Origin of the sequence: Natronococcus occultus SP4 (assembly GCF_000328685.1) — an archaeon.
Lineage (GTDB): Archaea > Halobacteriota > Halobacteria > Halobacteriales > Natrialbaceae > Natronococcus > Natronococcus occultus.
In genome coordinates, this window is sequence record NC_019976.1 from 167,108 (window position 1) to 184,826 (window position 17,719).

The following is a 17,719-nucleotide window of genomic DNA, read 5'->3' on the forward strand; positions in this document are numbered from 1 at the left end:
AAACGATCACATAGATGTCACTGTGTGGAGACATATGCCTCGAGGCCCGGCAGAGAGAGACAGATCGCACATCGCGACGGATGCGGTGAGATCGGAAAGCAGTTCGAGCCCCCGATAGACACGTTCGCAGAACACCGCCGATCGGCCACACTGTCAGTGCGAGCGACAACAACTCACGGGTCGCTCCGTTCCCCGTTCGCTATTTTTCGGTCCCCGGTCACGCCGTTCGCTCTGAACCGCGTCGGCGTGTCATCGACGAGGGAGTGTCGAACGACAGCACGAAGACACGCGTTCTCGACCTGCGTATCCGTCCCCTCCGAACGGGACGGAAAGTGATCGTCACCCGGTCAGAACATCCCGTACGGGAGCAGGTAGAGGACGATCGCCAGGAACGGGAACAGGGCGAGTAACATCACGGCCGCGTACCCGAACATCTCGCGGGCCTTGATGCGCGTAATGGCCAACAGCGGGATCGCCCAGAACGGGTTCAGCAGGTTCGTGTGCGCTTCGCCGACGGCGAAAGCCATCGTCGCGTGACCGAACTCGACGCCGAGCTGGTCGGCGGCTTCGAGAATCGACGGCCCCATGACGATCCACTGGCCGCCGCCGGACGGAACGAACAGGTTGAGAAGCGCCGCCGCAAGCCACGCGAAGACGGGGAACGTCTCGGTGGTCGAGAGCCCGATAATGAGTTCGGCGAGGGCTCCGGCGAGGCCCGAATCGGCCATCATCCCCTGGATACCGGCGAAGAAGGGAAACAGCAGGATGATTCCGGCAGCGGCTGACGACGCTTCGCCGAACTTGTCCCGGTACGTGGACGGGTTCGTCCAGACCAGAATCCCGGCCATCAAGAACGCGAAGTTGATCGTGTTGAGGTCCCACACTTCGATCCCGTCGGTAACGAGTATCCAGAGGACGTACGCGACACCGGCGAGCGCAAAGAGGCCCCCCAGGACGCGGCTGTTGTTGATGCGTTCGGCGGGGACCATCTCGTCGGTCGCAGCGTCGTTGGACTCGGAAGCGGGGTCGCCGCCGTCGGTGGCGGTCTCGTACAGTTCGTCCTCCGGAATGTACTCGGTGATACCCCGCGCTCGTTCGCCCGACGGGGTGATGAGGTAGAGAACGGCAACCGCAAACAGAATCGAGAGCAGCGTGAGTGAGATCGTGTACGGATGGATGATGGTCTCCGTTACCGGAACCGGTTCGGGCACTATGGCGAAGGCCGTTCCCTCGCCGACCTCCGTCTCGTCGGTGAGCAACAGCGGTGCTGATCCGGACCATCCCCAGTGCCAGGTCAGACCCAGTCCCATGTACCCGGCGACACAGAGTAGCGGGTAGTGAACGTTGATCCCCCGTTCGTGTGCGACTTTCCCCATCTCACGGGCGAAGATCGCGCCGAGAATGAGGCTGAACCCCCAGTGAATCCAGGCGACTGCCATCGAAAACCCGGCGACGAGGACGACTGCCTGCGCCGGAGTGTTGGGAAGTTTGGCGAGACGGACGAGAAGGTTGTTGGCGGCCGGATGGTACGCAAGGACGAACCCGGTCATCAGGATAACGACCATCTGCATCGAGAAATCGAGGAATCCCCAGAAGCCGCCGAACCAGAAGTCGATCATTTCGACCGGTCCCACGGATCCGTTGCCGTTCGGCGGCTCGATCGTTCCCGTCTGGTTCAACACCAGACCAGCGATGAAAACGAGGTAGGTAAGCAGGATGGCGAACAGAAACGGGTTTGGCATCCACCGTTCGATGATCCCCGAGAGTCTGTACCCGAACCGTTCGATAACCGACCCCTCCGTGTCACTGGCAGACATACGACCTATTCGTTTGCGACGAAGGAGATAAATCCTCGGTTTAAATACTTTCAGCCCCATCTACATGTACGGTAACTAATTCGTCGAAATCGTCCATCAGAATCCTTGCTTCCAGGTGGAAGCTGGTCAGTTATTTTCTGGGTTACAGGTACGTGACACCGATGGGGGGCGTTCGTATCCGTAGTTCCCCAACACGTTCAAATTGTAGCGGGACGAACAACTATCGATGGAAGACCTGCATTCGTACGCGGTCGGCGAGACGGTACGCGACCTCCGGGGAGACGGGAACGAGTACAGAGTCGTCGAGAAAGAGACGTCCTCGGTCGGGAAGATCACCGCTATCGTCGTCGAACCGCTCGACGAGGACGGGACGAAGCGGCTTCGAATCTCGCAATCCGAGTGGGGAGAGACGTGGACGGCGTGATCGACGACCGGATCGAACGGCTACCGTGACAACATACAACAAGCTTATTACGAACTAGATGTAGTCTTTCGACGGAGGGTGGTGACATGAATACCGTAGACCCAACCGACAGGCGCGTCCTCGAACGCAACTACGATTACGCGCAAAAGAACGTTCAGGTCCTCTCGACGTGGTACGAGTGTGAGACCAAACGGATGATCGAACTGCTCGCTGAGAACGACATCGACCTCTCGGCGAACGACGAACAGCGGTTCGGACCGTACTACCGGCTCGTTCGGTGACCTCGGCCAAAGCTCACGCGAAACAGGTTCCGACGAGAACTGCGTACTCGCCGTGGCGTCGCCCCTCGTCGTGGTACTCGACGGGTGCTTCGATCTCGGCGATCAGGTCGTCGTCGACCGCCGCGGCCGTCACGATCCCGTCGATCCGGTGCTGGCCGTCCTCGCCGGCTGCCAGATCGAATCGGCGGAGCGCGTGCGTCCGCGGGTCGCGAACGCGGAAATTCTGGGCACAGGGCGCGACGATCGCGTCACCCTCGGTCGCGAGTTCGTGGACGAACCCGCGGACAGAGGCGTCCCACAGCGAGTCGCCGTCGGCGTCGAAGGCGGCGATGCGATGCTCGTTCGGATGGTGCGACGCCGTCGCCCGACCGTCGACGGGGTAGGTGTTTCCGGTGACGAAGGCGACGCGGCCGTCGTTCGCGTAGACGTGGTTCGGATACGCGTACAGCGTCTCGTCGCCGACGTCGGTCTCGATGGCGAGGTCGACGCCCCACCGTTCGGTGCCGTCCGCCTCGAGGACGTAGCCACGCTTGTCGCCGTGGCTCGCGACGGCCAGGGCGCCGTCGGCGAACGAGACGTCCCCGACGCGGCGGTCGCCGTCCGTTCCGGGGTCCCATGTCCAGTCCGGTTCACCCGTCGCCGCGTCGAGGACGACGACGCCGTCGTTGTGTCCCCCCGCACAGCGATTGTAGCCGACGGCCAGCCGATCCCGTTCGTCCGCGAGCGAGAGTGCGATCGGCGAGGCGTCGGTCTCGTACCGCCACCGAACCGCTCCGTCCGATTCGAGGGCGTAAACGACGCTGTGCCAGCGGCGCTGGTCGCCGTCGCGCTCGTAGCGCCGAGCGGCGGCGTACAGCGTTCCGGCCTCGGCGTCGACCGCGAACGCGAGGACGGAGGGAAGATCGAACAGCCGATCCGTCGCGGGTCTACCGACGTCCGTCGCGGCGTCGAGGATCCACCGTCGGTCCCCCGACGCGAGGGCGTACGCCGCGACGGTACCGTCCTCGCCACGTCCGCCGACGACCAGCGCGTCGTCGACGACCGCCAGCGAGGCGGGCCGTCCCGGATGGGTGAGTTCCCACCGCGGGGCGAGCGATCCGCGGTCGAACGCGGTAACCGTTCCGTCCCACTGCCCGACGACGACGGCGTCGTCGGTCAGCTCGACGCTCGAGCGCGCCCACAGCTGTCGGCTCCCCGCGCTCTCGATCTCGCCGAGCGGACGGCGTTCGAATCGGTCCGTGTGTTCGGCCATCTTACTCCTCGGTGGGGAAGGTCTCGTGGAGCAGGTCGTGTGCGTCGCCGAGGCCGTCGACGACGTCCTCGCCCTGTGCTCGCAGCCGGTGGACGGCTCGCTCGGCGTCGCGAACGGCCAGCAGCCGTCCTCGGGTGTAATCGTACGTCGGATCGTCGGCATCCATCGACGCGACGGTCTCCTCGAGGTCGACGAGCGCGGCGTCGAGGTGGCGTTCGATCTCCGCGAGGCTCTCCGCGTCGGCGAGCCCCTCGATGGGGCCCTCGAGGTGGCCCTCGAGTTCCTTCTCCGCGTGTTCGCGGGCGTGCTGGTCCTCGACGCCGAGGACGGTCATCAGTCCGAGTCGGAGCGCTTCGATTTCGTAACAGCTCATGTGTCCGTGTGGATCGCGGTGGTGTCGTTCATCGGTAGTTGCACGTCGGATGCGTTACAGGGTCTGATCGACGAGATCGCTGACGAGGCGCTCTCGCTCCAGGTGGTCGGAGACGATTCGGTTGGCGTCCGCCGGCTCGACGTCGCCGTACCAGATCCCGTCGGGGTAGACCGCGACCATTGGACCGTCGCCGCAGCGACCGAGACAGGACGACCGCGTGATGCGAGCGTCGCAGTGCTCCGAGTCGCGGGTCGCCTGTCGGAGTCGCTCGAGGACGGCGGGCGACCCCATGTCGGCGCAGGTCCGGTTCGTACAGACCGCGACGTGTTTTTCCGGCGCGTCGTGGCTGTGGGGCTCGTCGTCGACGTCGTCCCGATCGGCGTGTGCCTCCTGGTGGGCCAGCGCGCGAAGCATGGCTCGCGCGCCGCCGACGTCCTCCTCGTACCCCTCGAGATCGACCTTGTACTTGCACGTGTCACAGGACATGGCGACGCTGTCGGTCCGGGCCTCCTGCCAGCGGTCGGCCAGGACGTCGAGCAATCGCGAGTCGGTTCCCAGCGGATCCCCCGCCAGCGCGTCGACGTACGGGTACTCGCCGTCGAACTCGCTCGTCCGGTCCCGGACGCGCCGGGTGAGGACGCCGTCACCGAGCATGTACGGCAGGACGACGACCGCGTCGGGACGGTGCTTCGAGAGCCCGTGCAGGGTGTCCTCGAGCGTGGGTTCGGTGACGCCGATAAACGTCGCTTCGGCGCGGTCGAACGCCCGCCCCTCGTACAGCAGCCGTGCCAGCTTGTGGACGTCGCCGTTCGCGTCGGGGTCGCTGGAGCCCCGCCCGCAGAGGACGACGGCGACGTCGTCCGCCGTTCGGTCGACGCCCAGTTCGTCCTCGACCGCGCGAGCCCGGTCGTCGAGCAGGTCGAGTATCGCCGGGTGGATGCCCAGGTGTGCCCCGTTGTCGATCTCGAGGTCGTGTCTCGCCCGGGCCCGCTCGATCGCCAGCGGCACGTCGTTTTTGACGTGACTCGCCGCGAACAGCGAACAGTGGACGACCGTCACCCGCGACGTAAGCGTCGCGAGCTCCGCGAACGCCTCGTCGATCGCCGGCGCCGCGAGTTCGAGGAACGCGGCGTCGACGGGAATCCCGAGCTGCGACTCGAGGTCGGCGGCCAGCTCCCGTACCTGCCGGTTCGACTTCTCCCGGCGGGAGCCGTGACCGATCAGCAGAACCGCCTCGTCGTCGAACGCCGCCGCAGGCGCGGTGTCGTCTGGCGTACTCATCTCGGTCTCGTGGGTGATCTTTCGTCGGTGGTCATGATCGGGTTCGGTCGCCTCGGTTACTGCTCGTCGTACGCCTCGGCCTGCTCGAGACTCCGCTCGAGTTTGCGGCGACGGCTGGGCGCGTAGAGGCCAGCCTCCTCGCAGTCCTCGTAGAGCCACGTTCCGAACGCGGGCGCGTCGGCGTCGTCGATCCCGAACCAGTACCCGCCCGAGGACGTCGCCGAGAGTTCGCCGACGGCGGCGTCAACCGGACAGTCCTCGATCAGCTCCTGCGTCAGCCCGAGCAGGTCCCGATCGTCGTGGACGAACGAGATACCGACGGTGCCGCTCGCGGACTTGAAACAGATCGTGCCACAGCCCTCGAGCAGGCCCCGGAGCAGCTCGCGGTCGTGGCTCGAGAAGGCCCCGAACCGGTAGTTCCCGCGGCTGTCGACGGGAAGGCCGAGCGCGCCGCTGCGTTCGAGCAGTCCCGTGTCGCCGTCGTCCGCGTCGTCACCCTCGGTTCCGTCACCGCCGATCGAGAGCGTGTACTCGTCCTCGGTGCGGGTGATCGACGCGTCGTGGGCGTACTCGCGGCTTGCCGTGTCATGCTCGAGGTCGCCGCCCGCGACGGCCGCGAGGACGCGTGCGGAAGTCTCATCGTTGGTAACGACCTCGATACGCGCACGGCTTCGCCGTGTGCCATCCGCGGTTCTCACTTCGTTCCGAACCGCGCTATCGACGACGTCGCCGCTGCCGGCGACGTGGCCCCAGAAGTACGCAGTCGCGGGGTGGCCCGCCAGCGGGTCCGCGGGGACCTCGATCTCGTGGACCGCGTCCTCGCCATCGGAGCCGAGGGACTCGCTCATTCGCGCACCTCCTCGACGACGATGGCGTCGGTCGGACAGGCCGCGGCAGCCTGTCGGGCCTCGTCGATGCGATCGTCGTCGAACGTCGCGACGACCCGCTCGGCGGTGTCGGTCACCTCGCCCTCGCAGTCGTAGACGGGGTCGGCGTCCGGGTCGATTGTCGCGAGGGCGTCCTCGCCCTCGACGAAGCGGGGATCGCGGGTCAGACAGGCGAAGATCCCGTCGCAGGCCGCCTTCTCGATAGTGATCTCGTAGCGCGGCATGGTTAGTACTCGTACTTCGTCTCGTAGCCCCGCGGCGTCACCATCCGGTCGTCCCAGACGTAGGTGTCCTCGGTGCCGACGAGGATCGTGGTCGTCATGTCGATGACGTCGCTCTCGCCGAGATCTTCGAGTTCGCCGAGTTCGGTGATCACGACCTGTTCGTCCTCGCGGCCCGCGCCGTGGACGATGCCGACGGGTGTGTCGGGCTCGCGGTGAGCGAGCAGGATCTCGCAACACTTCTCGAAGTTCTCGCGGCGTTTGCGGCTCCAGGGGTTGTAGATCGTGATCGTGAAGTTCTCGCTGGCGACCGAGTGCAGCCGCGACTCGATCTCGGGCATCGGCACGAGATGGTCCGACAGCGAGATCGAGACGGTGTCGTTGACCAGCGGGGCACCCAGCCGGGCCGCACAGGACTGGGCCGCCGGGACGCCCGGCACCACGTCGAAGTCGACCATCGACGCGGTCGCGCCCTTGGACTCGAGGATCTCCAGGGCCAGCCCCGCGAGCGCGTAGACGTTCGGGTCGCCGCTGCCGACGATCGCCACGTCGTTGCCCGCCAGCGTGCGGTCGATGGACTCCTCGGTGCGAGAGACTTCGCCGCACATCGGCGTGTCGTAGATCTCGTCGGCTTGTTCGGTGATCTCGTCGGGGATCAGCTCGATGTAGGTCGTGTAGCCGACGATGTGGTCGGCCTCGAGCAGCGCCGTCTTGGCGCGTTCGGTCATCCCCTCGGCGTGGCCGGGGCCGAGCCCGACGGCGGTCAGCTGCCCGGGGTCGGCGTCGAAGTCCTCGATCGTGGCGCCGACCTCCTGTTCGTGGGAGTCGCTCTCGTCGTCGGAACTCGAGGCGCCACAGGAGCTCGAGGACGAGGACGAACCCGAAGCGGCACCACACTTCGAGTTCGAGTCGTCGCCGCTCGAGCCGGCTCCGCACGTCGACCCCGAGGACGCGGAGTCGTTCGTGGAGGCGCCGCAGTTGGAAGTCGATTCGTCGTCGGTGTTGGTATCCGTGCTCATAGCTATGATCAGAAATCCTCGACGTCGCGCCCGCCGCGGGGCGTGACGAGGTACGTTCGGTCGTCGTTGCTCCAGGTCTCGGTCTCGTGGGTGCCGACGATCAGCGAGGTGCCCATCCCCGAGACCTTGTCGTCGTGGTCCGCGGCCTCGCCCAGCGTCGTGATGAACTCGCTCTCGCCGTTGCGGCCAGCGTCGGCCCGACCCGCGTCGTTGACGATCGCCACGCGGGCGTCGTCGGTCCGTTCCTCGCGGACGATCTCGACCGCCTTCTCGTAGTTGCGCCAGCAGTTGTACAGCACGATCACGAACTCCGAGATCGCCGCCGCGCGCAGCTTCTCCTCGATCTCGTCCCAGCCGCGCCACTTGTCCGACAGCGAGACCGTACAGAAGTCGTTACACAGCGGCGCGCCGACGTTGGCCGCGCCGCCCAGCGCCGCCGTCATTCCGGGGACGATCTCGATCGGGACGTCCGTCGCCTCGTCCTCCTTGGCCATCTTGAAGAGCAGGTCCGACTTGCCGTAGACCGAGGGATCTCCCCCCGAGACGTGGGCGACGTCTTTCCCCTCGCGAACGTAGTCGAACGCCGCGCGGGCGAGTTCGATCTGGCGACCCATCGTTGAGCGGACGATCTCCTGTTCGGTGCCGTCCTCTCGGGTCGCGATCCCCTCGTCGTCGGTTCGCTCCTCGGCCGGAATCGTTCCGTCGACCCGCAGGAACTCCTGATAGAGGCTCGAGGCGATGACGACGTCGGCGGTCTCGATCACTCGCTTGGCCTTCACCGTCATGTGATCCGGCAGTCCGGGACCGATCCCGACCACCGAGAGAGTACCGTGGTCGTCGGGGGTTCCGGGAGCCCTCGCGCCCGCGTCGGTTCCATCCTCGAACTCCGCGGCGTCGGCGTCCGAGCTCATCGGCCGATCGCCACCGTGACCTCGTCCTCGTAGCCGATCTTCTCGAGCACCAGCTCCCGCTCGGCGCCGCCCGCGATGGCGCTGGCTTCCGAGACACCGGGCCAGCCGATCAGCTCCTTGGATTTCGAGGGGGTCGGGCCCTCGTGGGCCAGCAGGGTTTCCTTGTCGAAGACCACGACCCCGAGGTCGAGCTCCTGTGCGGCCGCGAGCAGCCCCTCCTCCTCGGCCTTCCGGGTTGCGGTGGCGACGAACTCGACGTCCGCGAGGTCGTACTCGGTCTGCTCGAGGGCCTCCTCCCACGCAGCGAGGAACGAGTCCTCGCTCGCGCCGGAGACGCTCCCGGTGCCGAGGACGACGCCCTCGTCTTTGTTGCGCTTGAGGACGGTAACGTCGTCGCCGACCAGCACTGCCCGGGGACCCTCGAGTCGCTCAACGGGACCGAGCTCGTCGTCGAGCACGGCGAGGTTCGTTTTGACCGTCGAGTCGCCGTTGACGACGTGGGCGTCCATCGCCTTCGCCTTCGACTCGACGCCCTGCTTGCCCGCGGCCTCCGAGGCGGTGGTCATCGCGGGGACGGCGCCCATCGTCGCCAGGTCCTGAGCGACCTGGTTGGCGCCGTGGTGGCCGCCCGTGATCGGGATGGCCCAGGTCAGCTCCTCGTCGACGACGCAGATCGCGGGATCCTCCCACTTGTCGTCGAGCAGGCCCGCGGTCTTGCGCATCGCGATCCCTGAGGCCATGAGACCGATAAAGCAGTCGTACTCACCCCAGTGCTCGGCGAAGACGTCGCCGTGGTACTCGAGGATCTCGATGGACTCGTAGCGGTTCCCGAGCTCCGCGCGGATCTCCTCGGCGGTCTCCATCTTGCGCTCGAAGGCGACGATCGCGATCTCCTCGGCGACCTCGCCGTCCGAATCGGGCGTCGAACAGTGGCCGCCGGAATCCGTACTCGAGTCGTCCGTCCCGTCCGTGTTTTCAGTTCCTGAACTCATTGTCGAACCTCCGTTGTAGCGAAATCGTCCGTCCCACGTCGAATCGCCCCGATCGGACCACCGCGGGGGAGGGGACTTACACCGTGTTCGCGGTAGTTGCACTGCCGTTCAGTCATCGCTCGCCTCCGGCTCGCTCGTGTTTTCGGCCGAACGTCCCGAAGAACCGCGATTGGCCCAGTCGCCGTACAGGTACGAGCGCTCGTAGCCCGCACCCGTCACAGCGTCGCCGATGACGACCAGCGCAGACGCTCGATACCCGGCTTCTTCGACCCTGTCGGCGATATCGCCGATCGAGCCGACGATCACGTCCTCGTCCGGCCAGGAGGCGTGGTAGACCACGGCGACCGGCGTCTCGGGGTCGTGCCCGTCCTCGAGCAGGCGATCCATCGTCTCCCGGACCGCGTGGGTCCCGAGGTAGATACAGGTCGTCACGTCGCCCATCCCGACGAACTCGGAGATGTGATCCTCGTCCTCGCTCAGGGTCTTGCCTTGCGGCCGGGTGAACGCGACGTGGTTCGCGACCTCGTTGAGCGTCAGCTGCGTCCGAAGGGTGGCGCTGGCCGCGAACGCCGAGGTGACGCCAGGGACGAAGTAGCTCGGCACGTCCACGTGTTCCAGAGCGTCCATCTGCTCGAGCGCCGCCCCGTAGATTGCGGGGTCGCCGCTGTGCAGTCGGACAACGTTCCGACCGTCTTCGTAGGCGTCGGCCATCAGCGGGATCAGCTCCTCGAGGTCCTTCCCCACGGAGTTCACCAGCTCCGCGTGGTCGCAGTATGCCTCGAGCAGTTCGCTGTTGACCAGCGAGCCGGCGTGGACGACGAGGTCGGCGTCCTCGAGGAGCTCGCGCCCGGCGACCGTCAGCAGTCGCGGATCGCCGGGGCCGGCACCCACGAACGGGATGCCACGTCGGTCGTCGCCGGGGCTGTACTCGGGGGTTCTGTCGGGCGTGTCGGTATCGGTGTCGGCGTCGATCGATCCAGTCATCAGTACCAGTCCCGGTTCCAGTCGCCGTGTTCGAGCCCCTCGGTACGCTCGAGTTCGGTCACGTCAGCAGCCGTCTCGGCTCCGACCGCGCCGTCGGTGGGCGTCTCGGCCGCGGGGGTTCCGTCGTCGCGCTCCGCGACGATCGCTCCCGTGCGGTCGTCGTCCGAGCGCTCGAACGCCGCCGTCGCCTGCTCGATCTCGAGGTCCGCCCGCTCGGCGTAGGCCAGCGTGTAGTAGTCCCGCTCGTCGATCTCCGCGGGGTCGTCGGTCACCAGGGTCTCGCCCTGTTCCATGAAGAGTCGGCGGCCGTAGGTCACCTCGTAGCCCGCCTCGACGAGCCCTTTGTGGGTCGCCGGCGCGTCGGTGACCTTGAACAGGATCATTCGGTCCGGCCCCGTCGGGCTCTCTCCCCCGGCAGCCTCCCGGAGCGAGAGCCCCGCGCCGGCCTCGATCTCGACCCCCAGCGCGGTTGCGAAGGCCGTCACCGCGCTGACGCCGGGGACGATCTCCACGTCAACCGCGGGGTGGAAAGCGTCGATCGTCCGACGCAGGTGACCGAACGTCGAGTAGACGTTCGGGTCCCCAAGTGTGACGAAGGCGACGTCGCCCTCGCGGGCGTTCGGCGCGATCTCGGCCGCGGCCTCCTTCCAGGCGCTGCGAAGCTTCTCCTCGTCTCTCGTCATCGGAAAGTCGAGGTCGCCGATCCGCTCCTCGGGGACGTGCTCGAGCGCGACGCTTCGGGAGAGCCGACCCGGCGAGTAGACGACATCCGCGTCCTCGAGGACGCGCTTTCCCCGAACAGTCACGAGGTCGGCCTCGCCGGGGCCGAGCCCGACGCCGTAGAGGGTCATCCGTCGGCACCTCCCTCGTCCCGAGCGCTGCCCCCGTCCGCGGCGACCGTCTCGCCCGTCTCGTCACCGCTCTCGTCGTCCGCCGCCGTCGCGCTGCCGACCAGCATGTACACCGGGTTCTCCGCGTCGAAACTCGTCGCCCCGGCGAGCTCGTAGCCGTGGCTCACCTGGAACTGAACGACGTCCTCGAGGAGGTCCCGCTTCCGGAACGCCTCGGCCGCTCGTCCGGCGACCTCGAGCCGCGAGACGTTCATCACGATACGATCGACGCCCGTCGCCGCGGCGCGGTCGAGGACGCCCTCGAAGTTTCTGCTCCCGCCGAGAAAGAGCGCGTCGGCGTCGTCGGGGAGCCCGTCGGGGGCCTTGGCGTTGCGCAGTTCGACGTCGGCCCGGAGCGAGTCCTCGTTCGCCGCGAGATTCTTCTCGGTCGTCTCGAGCCGTTCGGGCTTTCGCTCGAGGGCGGTCACGCGTCCCGCCCGTCGTGCAGCTTCGATCGTGACGGCGCCCGTACAGGAGCCGACCTCGACGAAGTGGTCGTCCGCCCCGAGCGCGAGCTTCGAGAGGGTGACGGCCCGGACCTCGGCCTTCGTCGGCCCGGCCTTCGCGTCGTGTGGCAGCGCAATCGGTGCCATTACCCGTGGATGACTGGTGCCTCCACTAAAACAATTGTGGTTGGTTTAGATCAACCGATATTGCGCATTCTGAGTTTCGGTAGCGAAAATTTCGTTGTGTTATCGGAGAACTGAGTGGAATTCGAGGACGGTCGTCGGAATCGAGAAGCGGAACGGGCGACCGCTACACGGGTTGTCGCACCGCGAGCACTACCAGATCCAAGAAGGGGGTGTCCTCCGGACCGTCGCCGCCCGCGTGGGCCGACAGGTCGGCCAGCGTGAACCGGTGGATCCGCTCGTCGTCGTGGGTCAGTCGCTCACAGACCAGCGCCTCGAGTTCGGGATCGGCGCCGCGCTCGAGCAGCAGCTCGGCGAGGTCGCCGGGCATCCGATCGTACGGCCGCGGGAGCGCGAGCAGGTGGCGGCCGTCCTCGACGACGGCCCTCGCGAGTCGGTCGACGCCGTCCTCGAGGTCGCCACTCTTGTGGAGCGTAACGAACTCGGCGTCCTCCATCGGGATCCGGGCGCGGCTCGCGGCAACCTGCAGCGAGGAGATGCCGGGGACGATTCGGACCGGGCGCTCGGGGGTCGCCCGTTCGACGGCGTCCCGGCGAGTGTGCGAGTCGGGGCTCGTCGAGCTCTGTTCGACGGCGTTCTGGACCTTCCCGACGAACTGATAGCCCGAGTGGTTGGGGTCCCCCATCGCCACGGCGGTTCCGGACTCGCCGGCGGCGACGCGCTCGCCGAACGTCTCGAGGGCTGCGGCCTCATCTTTGTAGCCGCAGGTCAGCAGGTCGGCGTCGGTCAGCTCCTCGACGAGCTCGACGACGGTAGTGAAGCCGACGAGGACGTCAGCCTCCCGGATCGCCCGTTCCCCCCGGGGTGTGAGGTACTCCCGGTTCCCCGGCCCGACGCCGACGACGGAGACGGGGTCGTCGGTCGCTTCGTCGATGTCCGGTTCCGCGCTCGCGGCCGCGAACGTCGCCGGATCCGGGCCCGAATCGAGGTCGTACTCGTCGCTCATCGACCCCCGCCGTCCTCGATCGCGCCGTCGTTCGCTCGGGCGGCTCGCACTTCGGCCGCGAGATCCAGCTCGAGCTCGTCCGTTCGGACGTCCGCGGCGACGTGGATCAGCTCGTTCGTCAGCGCCGCCGCCAGGCCGCTGCCGCCGCGGCGACCGACGTTCGTGATCGCCGGCACGCCGTGTTTCTCGCTGACCTCGCGAATCCGCTGGCGGCTCTCCTCGGCCTTCACGAAGCCGACGGGCGTCGCGACGATCGCCGCGGGTCGGGTGCCGTCCTCGATGCAATCGGCGAGCGCAAATGCCGCCGTCGGGGCGTTCCCGATCGTGGCAATCGCGCCGTCGTAGACGCCCTGTTTGTCCAGCTCGAGTACCGAGGCTGCGGTACGGGTCATCCCCGTCTCCTCGGCCAGCTCGGCGCCGTTGCCGATCGCCTTGCGGGTCTCGCAGTCGTGACCGCGACCCGTGACCCCGGCTTTCGCCATCGTGATGTCCGTGACGATCGTCGCCTCCTCGAGGACGGCCCGAGCGCCGGCGCGGACGGGGGCGTCCTCGTCGTCGCCGGTCCCGTCGCGCCCGGTAAACCGGAGCAGGTGCTGGAACTCGATGTCACCCATCGAGTGGACCGATTTCTGGCGCACGCGGTCCGCCAGCGTCTCGTCGGGGACGAACTGCCGGACGATGTCCATGCTCGTTTCCGCGATCTCCATCGCGTTCTCCGTCGTCGCCCCGAGGTCGGCGTACGCCTCCTCGACGGCGGCGTCCTTCGCGTCGGTCGGCTGCGCGCCCTCAGTCATCGTCGGACACCTCCGCGCCGACGACTTCGTTGGTCGTGCGGGCCTCGAGGTCGCCCTCGACGTCGAGGTTCAGGTCGCGCAGGCGGTCGACGGTCTCCTCGTCGGCGTCCCAGAGGTCCCGTTCGATCGCCTCGAGGAGCGTCTCGGTGATCGACTCGAGGGCCCACGGGTTGACGTCGCGCATCCATTCCTGGCGATCCTCGTCGAAGGCGAACTTCTCGGCGACCGCCGTCCAAAGCGTGTCCGAGACGACGCCCGTCGTCGCGTCCCAGCCCAGCGTCACGTCGACCGTCGTCGAGAGGTCGCCCGCACCCTTGTAGCCGTGCTCCTCCATCGACTCGAGCCACTCGGGGTTCAGCACCCGCGAGCGCATCGCCTTGCGGACCTTCTCCTCATTGGTGTAGACGTCGACGTTGTCGGGATCCGAGGAGTCGCCGACGTAGGAGGCGGGCTCCTCGCCGGCGATCTCGCTCACCGCCGAGATGAAGCCGCCGTGGAAGGCGTACCAGTCCGAGGAGTCGAACTCGTCTTGCTCCATCGTGTCCTCGATCTTGACCGTCGCGTCGACGCTCGAGAGGCGGCGTTCGAAGGCGTCGTGGGCGTCGGAGACGCGTCCTCGAGAGCCCATGGCGTAGCCGCCCCACTGGACGTAGACGTCGGCGAGGTCGGATCGGTCGTCCCAGTTGCCCTCGTCGACGGCCTTGTTCGTCCCGGCGCCGTAGCCGCCGGGCTTGGTCGTGAACACGCGATGTGTTGCAGCCTCCCGGGCCTCGGACTCGTCGAGCCCTGCGTCCTGTTCGAGCTCCGCCTGCTCCTCCTCGACGTGCTTCTTGACGTAGTTCATCTCGTGAGGCTCGTCGAGGTCGACGACGGCGTCGACGGCGTCGTGGATGACCCCCGCCGCGGCGGGGAAGGCGTCCCGGAACAGACCCGAGACCCGCGTCGTCACGTCGATCCGCGGCCTGTCGAGCTCCTCGAGGGGGATCGGCTCGACGTCGTCGATCCGACCCGCGTCGGTCCAGATGGGTTCGACGCCCATCATCGCGAGCACCTGGGCGATGGTCTCGCCGCGAGTTCGAACGGTGGGGGTTCCCCAGGCGACGACGCCGATCTCCTCGGGGTACGCGCCGCTCTCGGACCGGTGGCGATCGAGCACCCCCTCCGCGACCTCCCGCCCGACCTGCCAGGCCGGTTTGGCGGGTATCTTCCGTGGGTCAAGCGTATAGAAGTTCCGCGCCGTCGGCAGCAGGTCGACGCCGCCGCGGGTCGGCGCACCCGAGCCGCCCGGAGGCACGTACTCGCCCGAGAGGGCGTCAGCAGTGCGAGGAATCTCGTCCTCGGCACCCTGGACCCGGGGCTGGGCCTCCTCGCAGATGTAGGCCAACACCTCGCGGAGATCGTCGTGGGCGCCCGACGTCGCGCGGGCGTCGCCGATCGTCTCGAGGTCGACGACGAGGAGGTTCATGTTGACCTCATCATCCGGACCCCCATCCCGCTCCGACTTCGGGACGTCGAACTCGTGCTCGGCCAGCGTCGCGACCAGCTCGAGGCTCGTCTCCCGCACCTCGTCGGCGGCCTCGGCGTAGGTCATGCCCAGCTCGTCGTCGTACTCGCCGGGCGCGTTCAGCATCCGTTCGTAGTCCACCCCGAGGACGCCCGCGACGCTCTCCCGGAGGCTCGGCGCGCCGGGGTTCTCGAGGCGGGTGAGCGCGACGAGGTACTCGACGAGCCGTTCGTCCGCGGGCGGCTCGGACATGGTGTGTAGCCCAAGCCGGATCTGGGTCGACTTGACGTCGGTGAGATACTCGTGGATCTGCTCGACGAGGACGTCGACGTCGACGGTGTCGTCTTCTCGCGGGCTTTGCCCGCTCGAATGGTCCGCGGAGCTTTGCTCCGCGCTACCCTCGACCTCGCCCTCGGCGAGCGTCGAGCCGGCCTCGTCGGGGCCGCGGACGTCGACTTTCTCGTCGATCGTCCCTGAAATGCCGAGTTCGATCGCGAGATCCAGCTCGTCGACGTGCTCCCGGAGCAGCGCCTCGAGGTGCTCGCCGTTGTCCGCGCGGGCGTCTTCCATCCCGGCCTCGCGGTACTGGTTCGCGAGCTCCTCGAGCTCGGCCAGCTCGTCGTACGTTCCGGCGGCCCGCATGACGGGCGTGAGGTAGTCGACGATCGCCGCGTACGACCGTCGTTTCGCCTGTGTGCCCTCGCCGGGGTTGTTGACGATGTAGGGATAGACGTTCGGCAGGTCGTCGATCAGCTGGTCGGGCGCGCTGGCACCGTTCAGCCCGACCGTCTTGCCGGGGAGCCACTCGAGGCTGCCGTGGGTGCCAAGGTGAACGACGGCGTCGGCCTCGAACGCGTTGCGCAGCCAGCCGTAGAACGCGTAGTAGTCGTGGGGCGGCTGCAGATCGGAGTCGTGGTACACCTTCGAGGGGTCCATCCCGAATCCACGCGGGGGCTGGACCGTGACGAGGACGTTGCCGAACTCCACGCCGGGAATCGCGAACGGCCGCTCCGGAGCCTCGCCCCACTCCTCGCGGACGTGCTCCTGAAACCGCTCGTCGGCGCTGGCAAACCAGTCCGCGTAGGTATCCGGCGAGACCACGTCGACCGAGAGCTCGCGGACGTCCTCGGGGGCGACCCAGCGGTCCTCGAGGGTCAGCTGCGAGGTCAGTTTCTCGACCAGCGTCTGCCCGTCCTCGGGCAGCTCGCCGTCCAGATCGTAACCCCTGGCGTCGAGTTCCTCGAGCAGGTTGACCGTCGATTCGGGGCTGTCGAGTCCGAACGCCGTACCGATCCCGTCATCGCTCGGCGGGTAATTGTGCAGCACGACGGCGATCCGCTTCTCCTCGTTGGGCGTGTGCCGGAGTTGGGCCCAGTTGACCGCCAGCCGCGTGGCGTGGTCGATCCGGTCCGCGATCGGGAAGTGGTGTTTCGGCGCCGACCCGACCCCGGCCTCGTCGTCGGTACGTTCTTTCCCCGAGATGGGGTGGGTGATCACGTTCCCGTCGAACTCCGGTAAGGCGACCGAGAGTGCGAGCTCGAACCCCATCACGCCCGTATCGCTGGATTCGTAGCGCGATCTGGAGCGCATCGTGGTGACCGTCTGCAGGACCGGAACGCCGAGGCGATCGAGGAAGACGTCCTCGGCGCTCTGGCCCTCCTCGTCGCCGGACTGCGTCCGGCTGCCAGAGGGATTCCATCCCTCCCCGCTCGCACTGCGGCCGCGCTCGTCCATCGACAGCGAGAACATAAACGAGGAGAGCACGGCGTCGACGACGGGTTCGTTCGCGTCGTCCAGGAGCCAGTTTTCGGTTACCCACTCCGCGTCTTCCTGCTCGTCCGTATCCGTCGCCGGGTTGCAGAAGATCGGCAAGGCGTTCGCCCCCTGCTCCTCGAGCGCCCGAACCTGCGCGTCGACGTAGCGGGTGTTCTCGTGGGTCCAGTGCGATTCGTAGAACCAGACCGCGACGGTCGGCTTCCCCGGATCGTGGGTCTCGCGCAGCTCCTCGTAGCCGATTCCCGGATGGTTAGGGTGGTACACTCCCTCGGTTGGGAGCTCGGTCGGCTCCTCGTAGGCGAGCTCGCGGTCGCCGTACTCGCTCGCGAGGAACCGACAGCAGTTCTCGACGTTGATCGTCCCGCCCCGGTCGAGGTACTCACAGACCCGCTCGCGGTGCTCGCCGGCGACCGTCGTATCCTCGAGAGCGAAGGCGTCGCCCGTCGCTTTCACGATCAGCGGAACCTTCGCGTCCTCGAGCGTACCCGTCGCGTAGTCGTAGCCCGGCATGCTGTCCTCGGCGCCGTGCAGCCAGAAGATCGCCGCGTCGGCGCCGCGCAGTTCCTCCACGAACGCCTCAATCGCAGCCTCCTCGGCGAGGTCGCTCTCCGAGCGAACGACCAGTTCGACGTCCTCGAGACGCTTCGCTGCACGTCCGATCGATCCGAGCTCGTTCTCCGTCGCGGTGTAGATCCCGATTCGTGCCATCGAATTTTT

General features: G+C 67.2%; 17 protein-coding genes. 2 read left to right on the forward strand and 15 right to left on the reverse strand.

Features of this window, described 5'->3' with window-relative positions:
* Window positions 1–347: 347 nt before the first annotated feature.
* Complete coding sequence (locus tag NATOC_RS20315) at window positions 348–1,817, reverse strand: short-chain fatty acid transporter (protein ID WP_015323373.1); 1,470 nt, start codon at window positions 1,815–1,817, stop codon at window positions 348–350.
* 226 nt (window positions 1,818–2,043) lie between these two features.
* Here NATOC_RS20315 and NATOC_RS20320 point away from each other — a divergent pair, with 226 nt between their 5' ends.
* Together NATOC_RS20320 and NATOC_RS20325 are read left to right on the forward strand one after the other, a co-directional pair.
* A complete protein-coding gene (locus tag NATOC_RS20320; protein ID WP_015323374.1) occupies window positions 2,044–2,241 on the forward strand; it encodes a hypothetical protein in 198 nt (65 codons plus the stop codon).
* A gap of 86 nt (window positions 2,242–2,327) precedes the next feature.
* Complete coding sequence (locus NATOC_RS20325) at window positions 2,328–2,522, forward strand: hypothetical protein (protein WP_015323375.1); 195 nt, start codon at window positions 2,328–2,330, stop codon at window positions 2,520–2,522.
* A gap of 13 nt (window positions 2,523–2,535) precedes the next feature.
* Here NATOC_RS20325 and NATOC_RS20330 read toward each other — a convergent pair whose 3' ends face one another.
* The 14 genes from NATOC_RS20330 to NATOC_RS20395 all read right to left on the reverse strand — a co-directional run bounded on the left by NATOC_RS20330 (window position 2,536) and on the right by NATOC_RS20395 (window position 17,710).
* On the reverse strand, window positions 2,536–3,774 hold the full coding sequence (locus tag NATOC_RS20330; RefSeq protein WP_015323376.1) for an outer membrane protein assembly factor BamB family protein: 1,239 nt from the start codon (window positions 3,772–3,774) through the stop codon (window positions 2,536–2,538).
* A 1-nt stretch (window position 3,775) separates the two neighbouring features.
* On the reverse strand, window positions 3,776–4,147 hold the full coding sequence (locus NATOC_RS20335; protein ID WP_015323377.1) for a DUF3209 family protein: 372 nt from the start codon (window positions 4,145–4,147) through the stop codon (window positions 3,776–3,778).
* Between the two features lie 54 nt (window positions 4,148–4,201).
* Window positions 4,202–5,428, reverse strand: a complete 1,227-nt coding sequence (locus NATOC_RS20340) for a CbiX/SirB N-terminal domain-containing protein (protein WP_015323378.1) — start codon at window positions 5,426–5,428, stop codon at window positions 4,202–4,204.
* A gap of 56 nt (window positions 5,429–5,484) precedes the next feature.
* Window positions 5,485–6,276, reverse strand: coding sequence for a hypothetical protein (locus tag NATOC_RS20345; RefSeq protein WP_015323379.1), 792 nt, complete (start codon window positions 6,274–6,276; stop codon window positions 5,485–5,487).
* Window positions 6,273–6,539: a ferredoxin gene (locus NATOC_RS20350; RefSeq protein WP_015323380.1), complete on the reverse strand. Its 267-nt coding sequence runs from the start codon at window positions 6,537–6,539 to the stop codon at window positions 6,273–6,275. The genes NATOC_RS20345 and NATOC_RS20350 overlap by 4 nt, the downstream gene beginning before the upstream one ends.
* 2 nt (window positions 6,540–6,541) lie before the next feature.
* Window positions 6,542–7,555: a precorrin-3B C(17)-methyltransferase gene (gene cobJ, locus NATOC_RS20355; RefSeq protein WP_015323381.1), complete on the reverse strand. Its 1,014-nt coding sequence runs from the start codon at window positions 7,553–7,555 to the stop codon at window positions 6,542–6,544.
* 8 nt (window positions 7,556–7,563) lie between these two features.
* On the reverse strand, window positions 7,564–8,466 hold the full coding sequence (locus NATOC_RS20360) for a precorrin-3B C(17)-methyltransferase (protein WP_015323382.1): 903 nt from the start codon (window positions 8,464–8,466) through the stop codon (window positions 7,564–7,566).
* The gene (gene cbiG / locus NATOC_RS20365; protein WP_015323383.1) at window positions 8,463–9,458 is read right to left on the reverse strand and encodes a cobalt-precorrin 5A hydrolase; all 996 of its coding nucleotides are present in this window, start codon (window positions 9,456–9,458) and stop codon (window positions 8,463–8,465) included. The genes NATOC_RS20360 and cbiG overlap by 4 nt, the downstream gene beginning before the upstream one ends.
* Before the next feature lie 108 nt (window positions 9,459–9,566).
* Window positions 9,567–10,442, reverse strand: coding sequence for a cobalt-precorrin-4/precorrin-4 C(11)-methyltransferase (locus tag NATOC_RS20370; RefSeq protein WP_015323384.1), 876 nt, complete (start codon window positions 10,440–10,442; stop codon window positions 9,567–9,569).
* Window positions 10,442–11,293, reverse strand: a complete 852-nt coding sequence (locus NATOC_RS20375) for a cobalt-factor II C(20)-methyltransferase (RefSeq protein WP_015323385.1) — start codon at window positions 11,291–11,293, stop codon at window positions 10,442–10,444. The genes NATOC_RS20370 and NATOC_RS20375 overlap by 1 nt, the downstream gene beginning before the upstream one ends.
* Complete coding sequence (gene cbiT, locus NATOC_RS20380) at window positions 11,290–11,925, reverse strand: precorrin-6Y C5,15-methyltransferase (decarboxylating) subunit CbiT (RefSeq protein WP_015323386.1); 636 nt, start codon at window positions 11,923–11,925, stop codon at window positions 11,290–11,292. The genes NATOC_RS20375 and cbiT overlap by 4 nt, the downstream gene beginning before the upstream one ends.
* 163 nt (window positions 11,926–12,088) lie before the next feature.
* Entirely contained in the window at window positions 12,089–12,928 is an 840-nt protein-coding gene (locus NATOC_RS20385; RefSeq protein WP_015323387.1) for a cobalt-precorrin-7 (C(5))-methyltransferase, read from the reverse strand.
* On the reverse strand, window positions 12,925–13,722 hold the full coding sequence (locus tag NATOC_RS20390) for a precorrin-8X methylmutase (RefSeq protein WP_015323388.1): 798 nt from the start codon (window positions 13,720–13,722) through the stop codon (window positions 12,925–12,927). Before NATOC_RS20390 ends, NATOC_RS20385 begins: the two co-directional genes overlap by 4 nt.
* Window positions 13,715–17,710: a cobaltochelatase subunit CobN gene (locus NATOC_RS20395; protein ID WP_015323389.1), complete on the reverse strand. Its 3,996-nt coding sequence runs from the start codon at window positions 17,708–17,710 to the stop codon at window positions 13,715–13,717. Before NATOC_RS20395 ends, NATOC_RS20390 begins: the two co-directional genes overlap by 8 nt.
* Window positions 17,711–17,719 lie beyond the last annotated feature (9 nt).

Bases quoted from the DNA above. Each gene is read 5' to 3' on its own strand.
- NATOC_RS20350 (WP_015323380.1), bottom strand. From the start codon at position 6,539: ATGCCGCGCTACGAGATCACTATCGAGAAGGCGGCCTGCGACGGGATC.
- NATOC_RS20375 (WP_015323385.1), bottom strand. From the start codon at position 11,293: ATGACCCTCTACGGCGTCGGGCTCGGCCCCGGCGAGGCCGACCTCGTG.
- NATOC_RS20320 (WP_015323374.1), top strand. From the start codon at position 2,044: ATGGAAGACCTGCATTCGTACGCGGTCGGCGAGACGGTACGCGACCTC.
- cbiG (WP_015323383.1), bottom strand. From the start codon at position 9,458: ATGAGTTCAGGAACTGAAAACACGGACGGGACGGACGACTCGAGTACG.
- NATOC_RS20385 (WP_015323387.1), bottom strand. From the start codon at position 12,928: ATGAGCGACGAGTACGACCTCGATTCGGGCCCGGATCCGGCGACGTTC.
- cobJ (WP_015323381.1), bottom strand. From the start codon at position 7,555: ATGAGCACGGATACCAACACCGACGACGAATCGACTTCCAACTGCGGC.
- NATOC_RS20340 (WP_015323378.1), bottom strand. From the start codon at position 5,428: ATGAGTACGCCAGACGACACCGCGCCTGCGGCGGCGTTCGACGACGAG.
- cbiT (WP_015323386.1), bottom strand. From the start codon at position 11,925: ATGGCACCGATTGCGCTGCCACACGACGCGAAGGCCGGGCCGACGAAG.
- NATOC_RS20335 (WP_015323377.1), bottom strand. From the start codon at position 4,147: ATGAGCTGTTACGAAATCGAAGCGCTCCGACTCGGACTGATGACCGTC.
- NATOC_RS20360 (WP_015323382.1), bottom strand. From the start codon at position 8,466: ATGAGCTCGGACGCCGACGCCGCGGAGTTCGAGGATGGAACCGACGCG.
- NATOC_RS20330 (WP_015323376.1), bottom strand. From the start codon at position 3,774: ATGGCCGAACACACGGACCGATTCGAACGCCGTCCGCTCGGCGAGATC.
- NATOC_RS20345 (WP_015323379.1), bottom strand. From the start codon at position 6,276: ATGAGCGAGTCCCTCGGCTCCGATGGCGAGGACGCGGTCCACGAGATC.
- NATOC_RS20390 (WP_015323388.1), bottom strand. From the start codon at position 13,722: ATGACTGAGGGCGCGCAGCCGACCGACGCGAAGGACGCCGCCGTCGAG.
- NATOC_RS20315 (WP_015323373.1), bottom strand. From the start codon at position 1,817: ATGTCTGCCAGTGACACGGAGGGGTCGGTTATCGAACGGTTCGGGTAC.
- NATOC_RS20325 (WP_015323375.1), top strand. From the start codon at position 2,328: ATGAATACCGTAGACCCAACCGACAGGCGCGTCCTCGAACGCAACTAC.
- NATOC_RS20370 (WP_015323384.1), bottom strand. From the start codon at position 10,442: ATGACTGGATCGATCGACGCCGACACCGATACCGACACGCCCGACAGA.
- NATOC_RS20395 (WP_015323389.1), bottom strand. From the start codon at position 17,710: ATGGCACGAATCGGGATCTACACCGCGACGGAGAACGAGCTCGGATCG.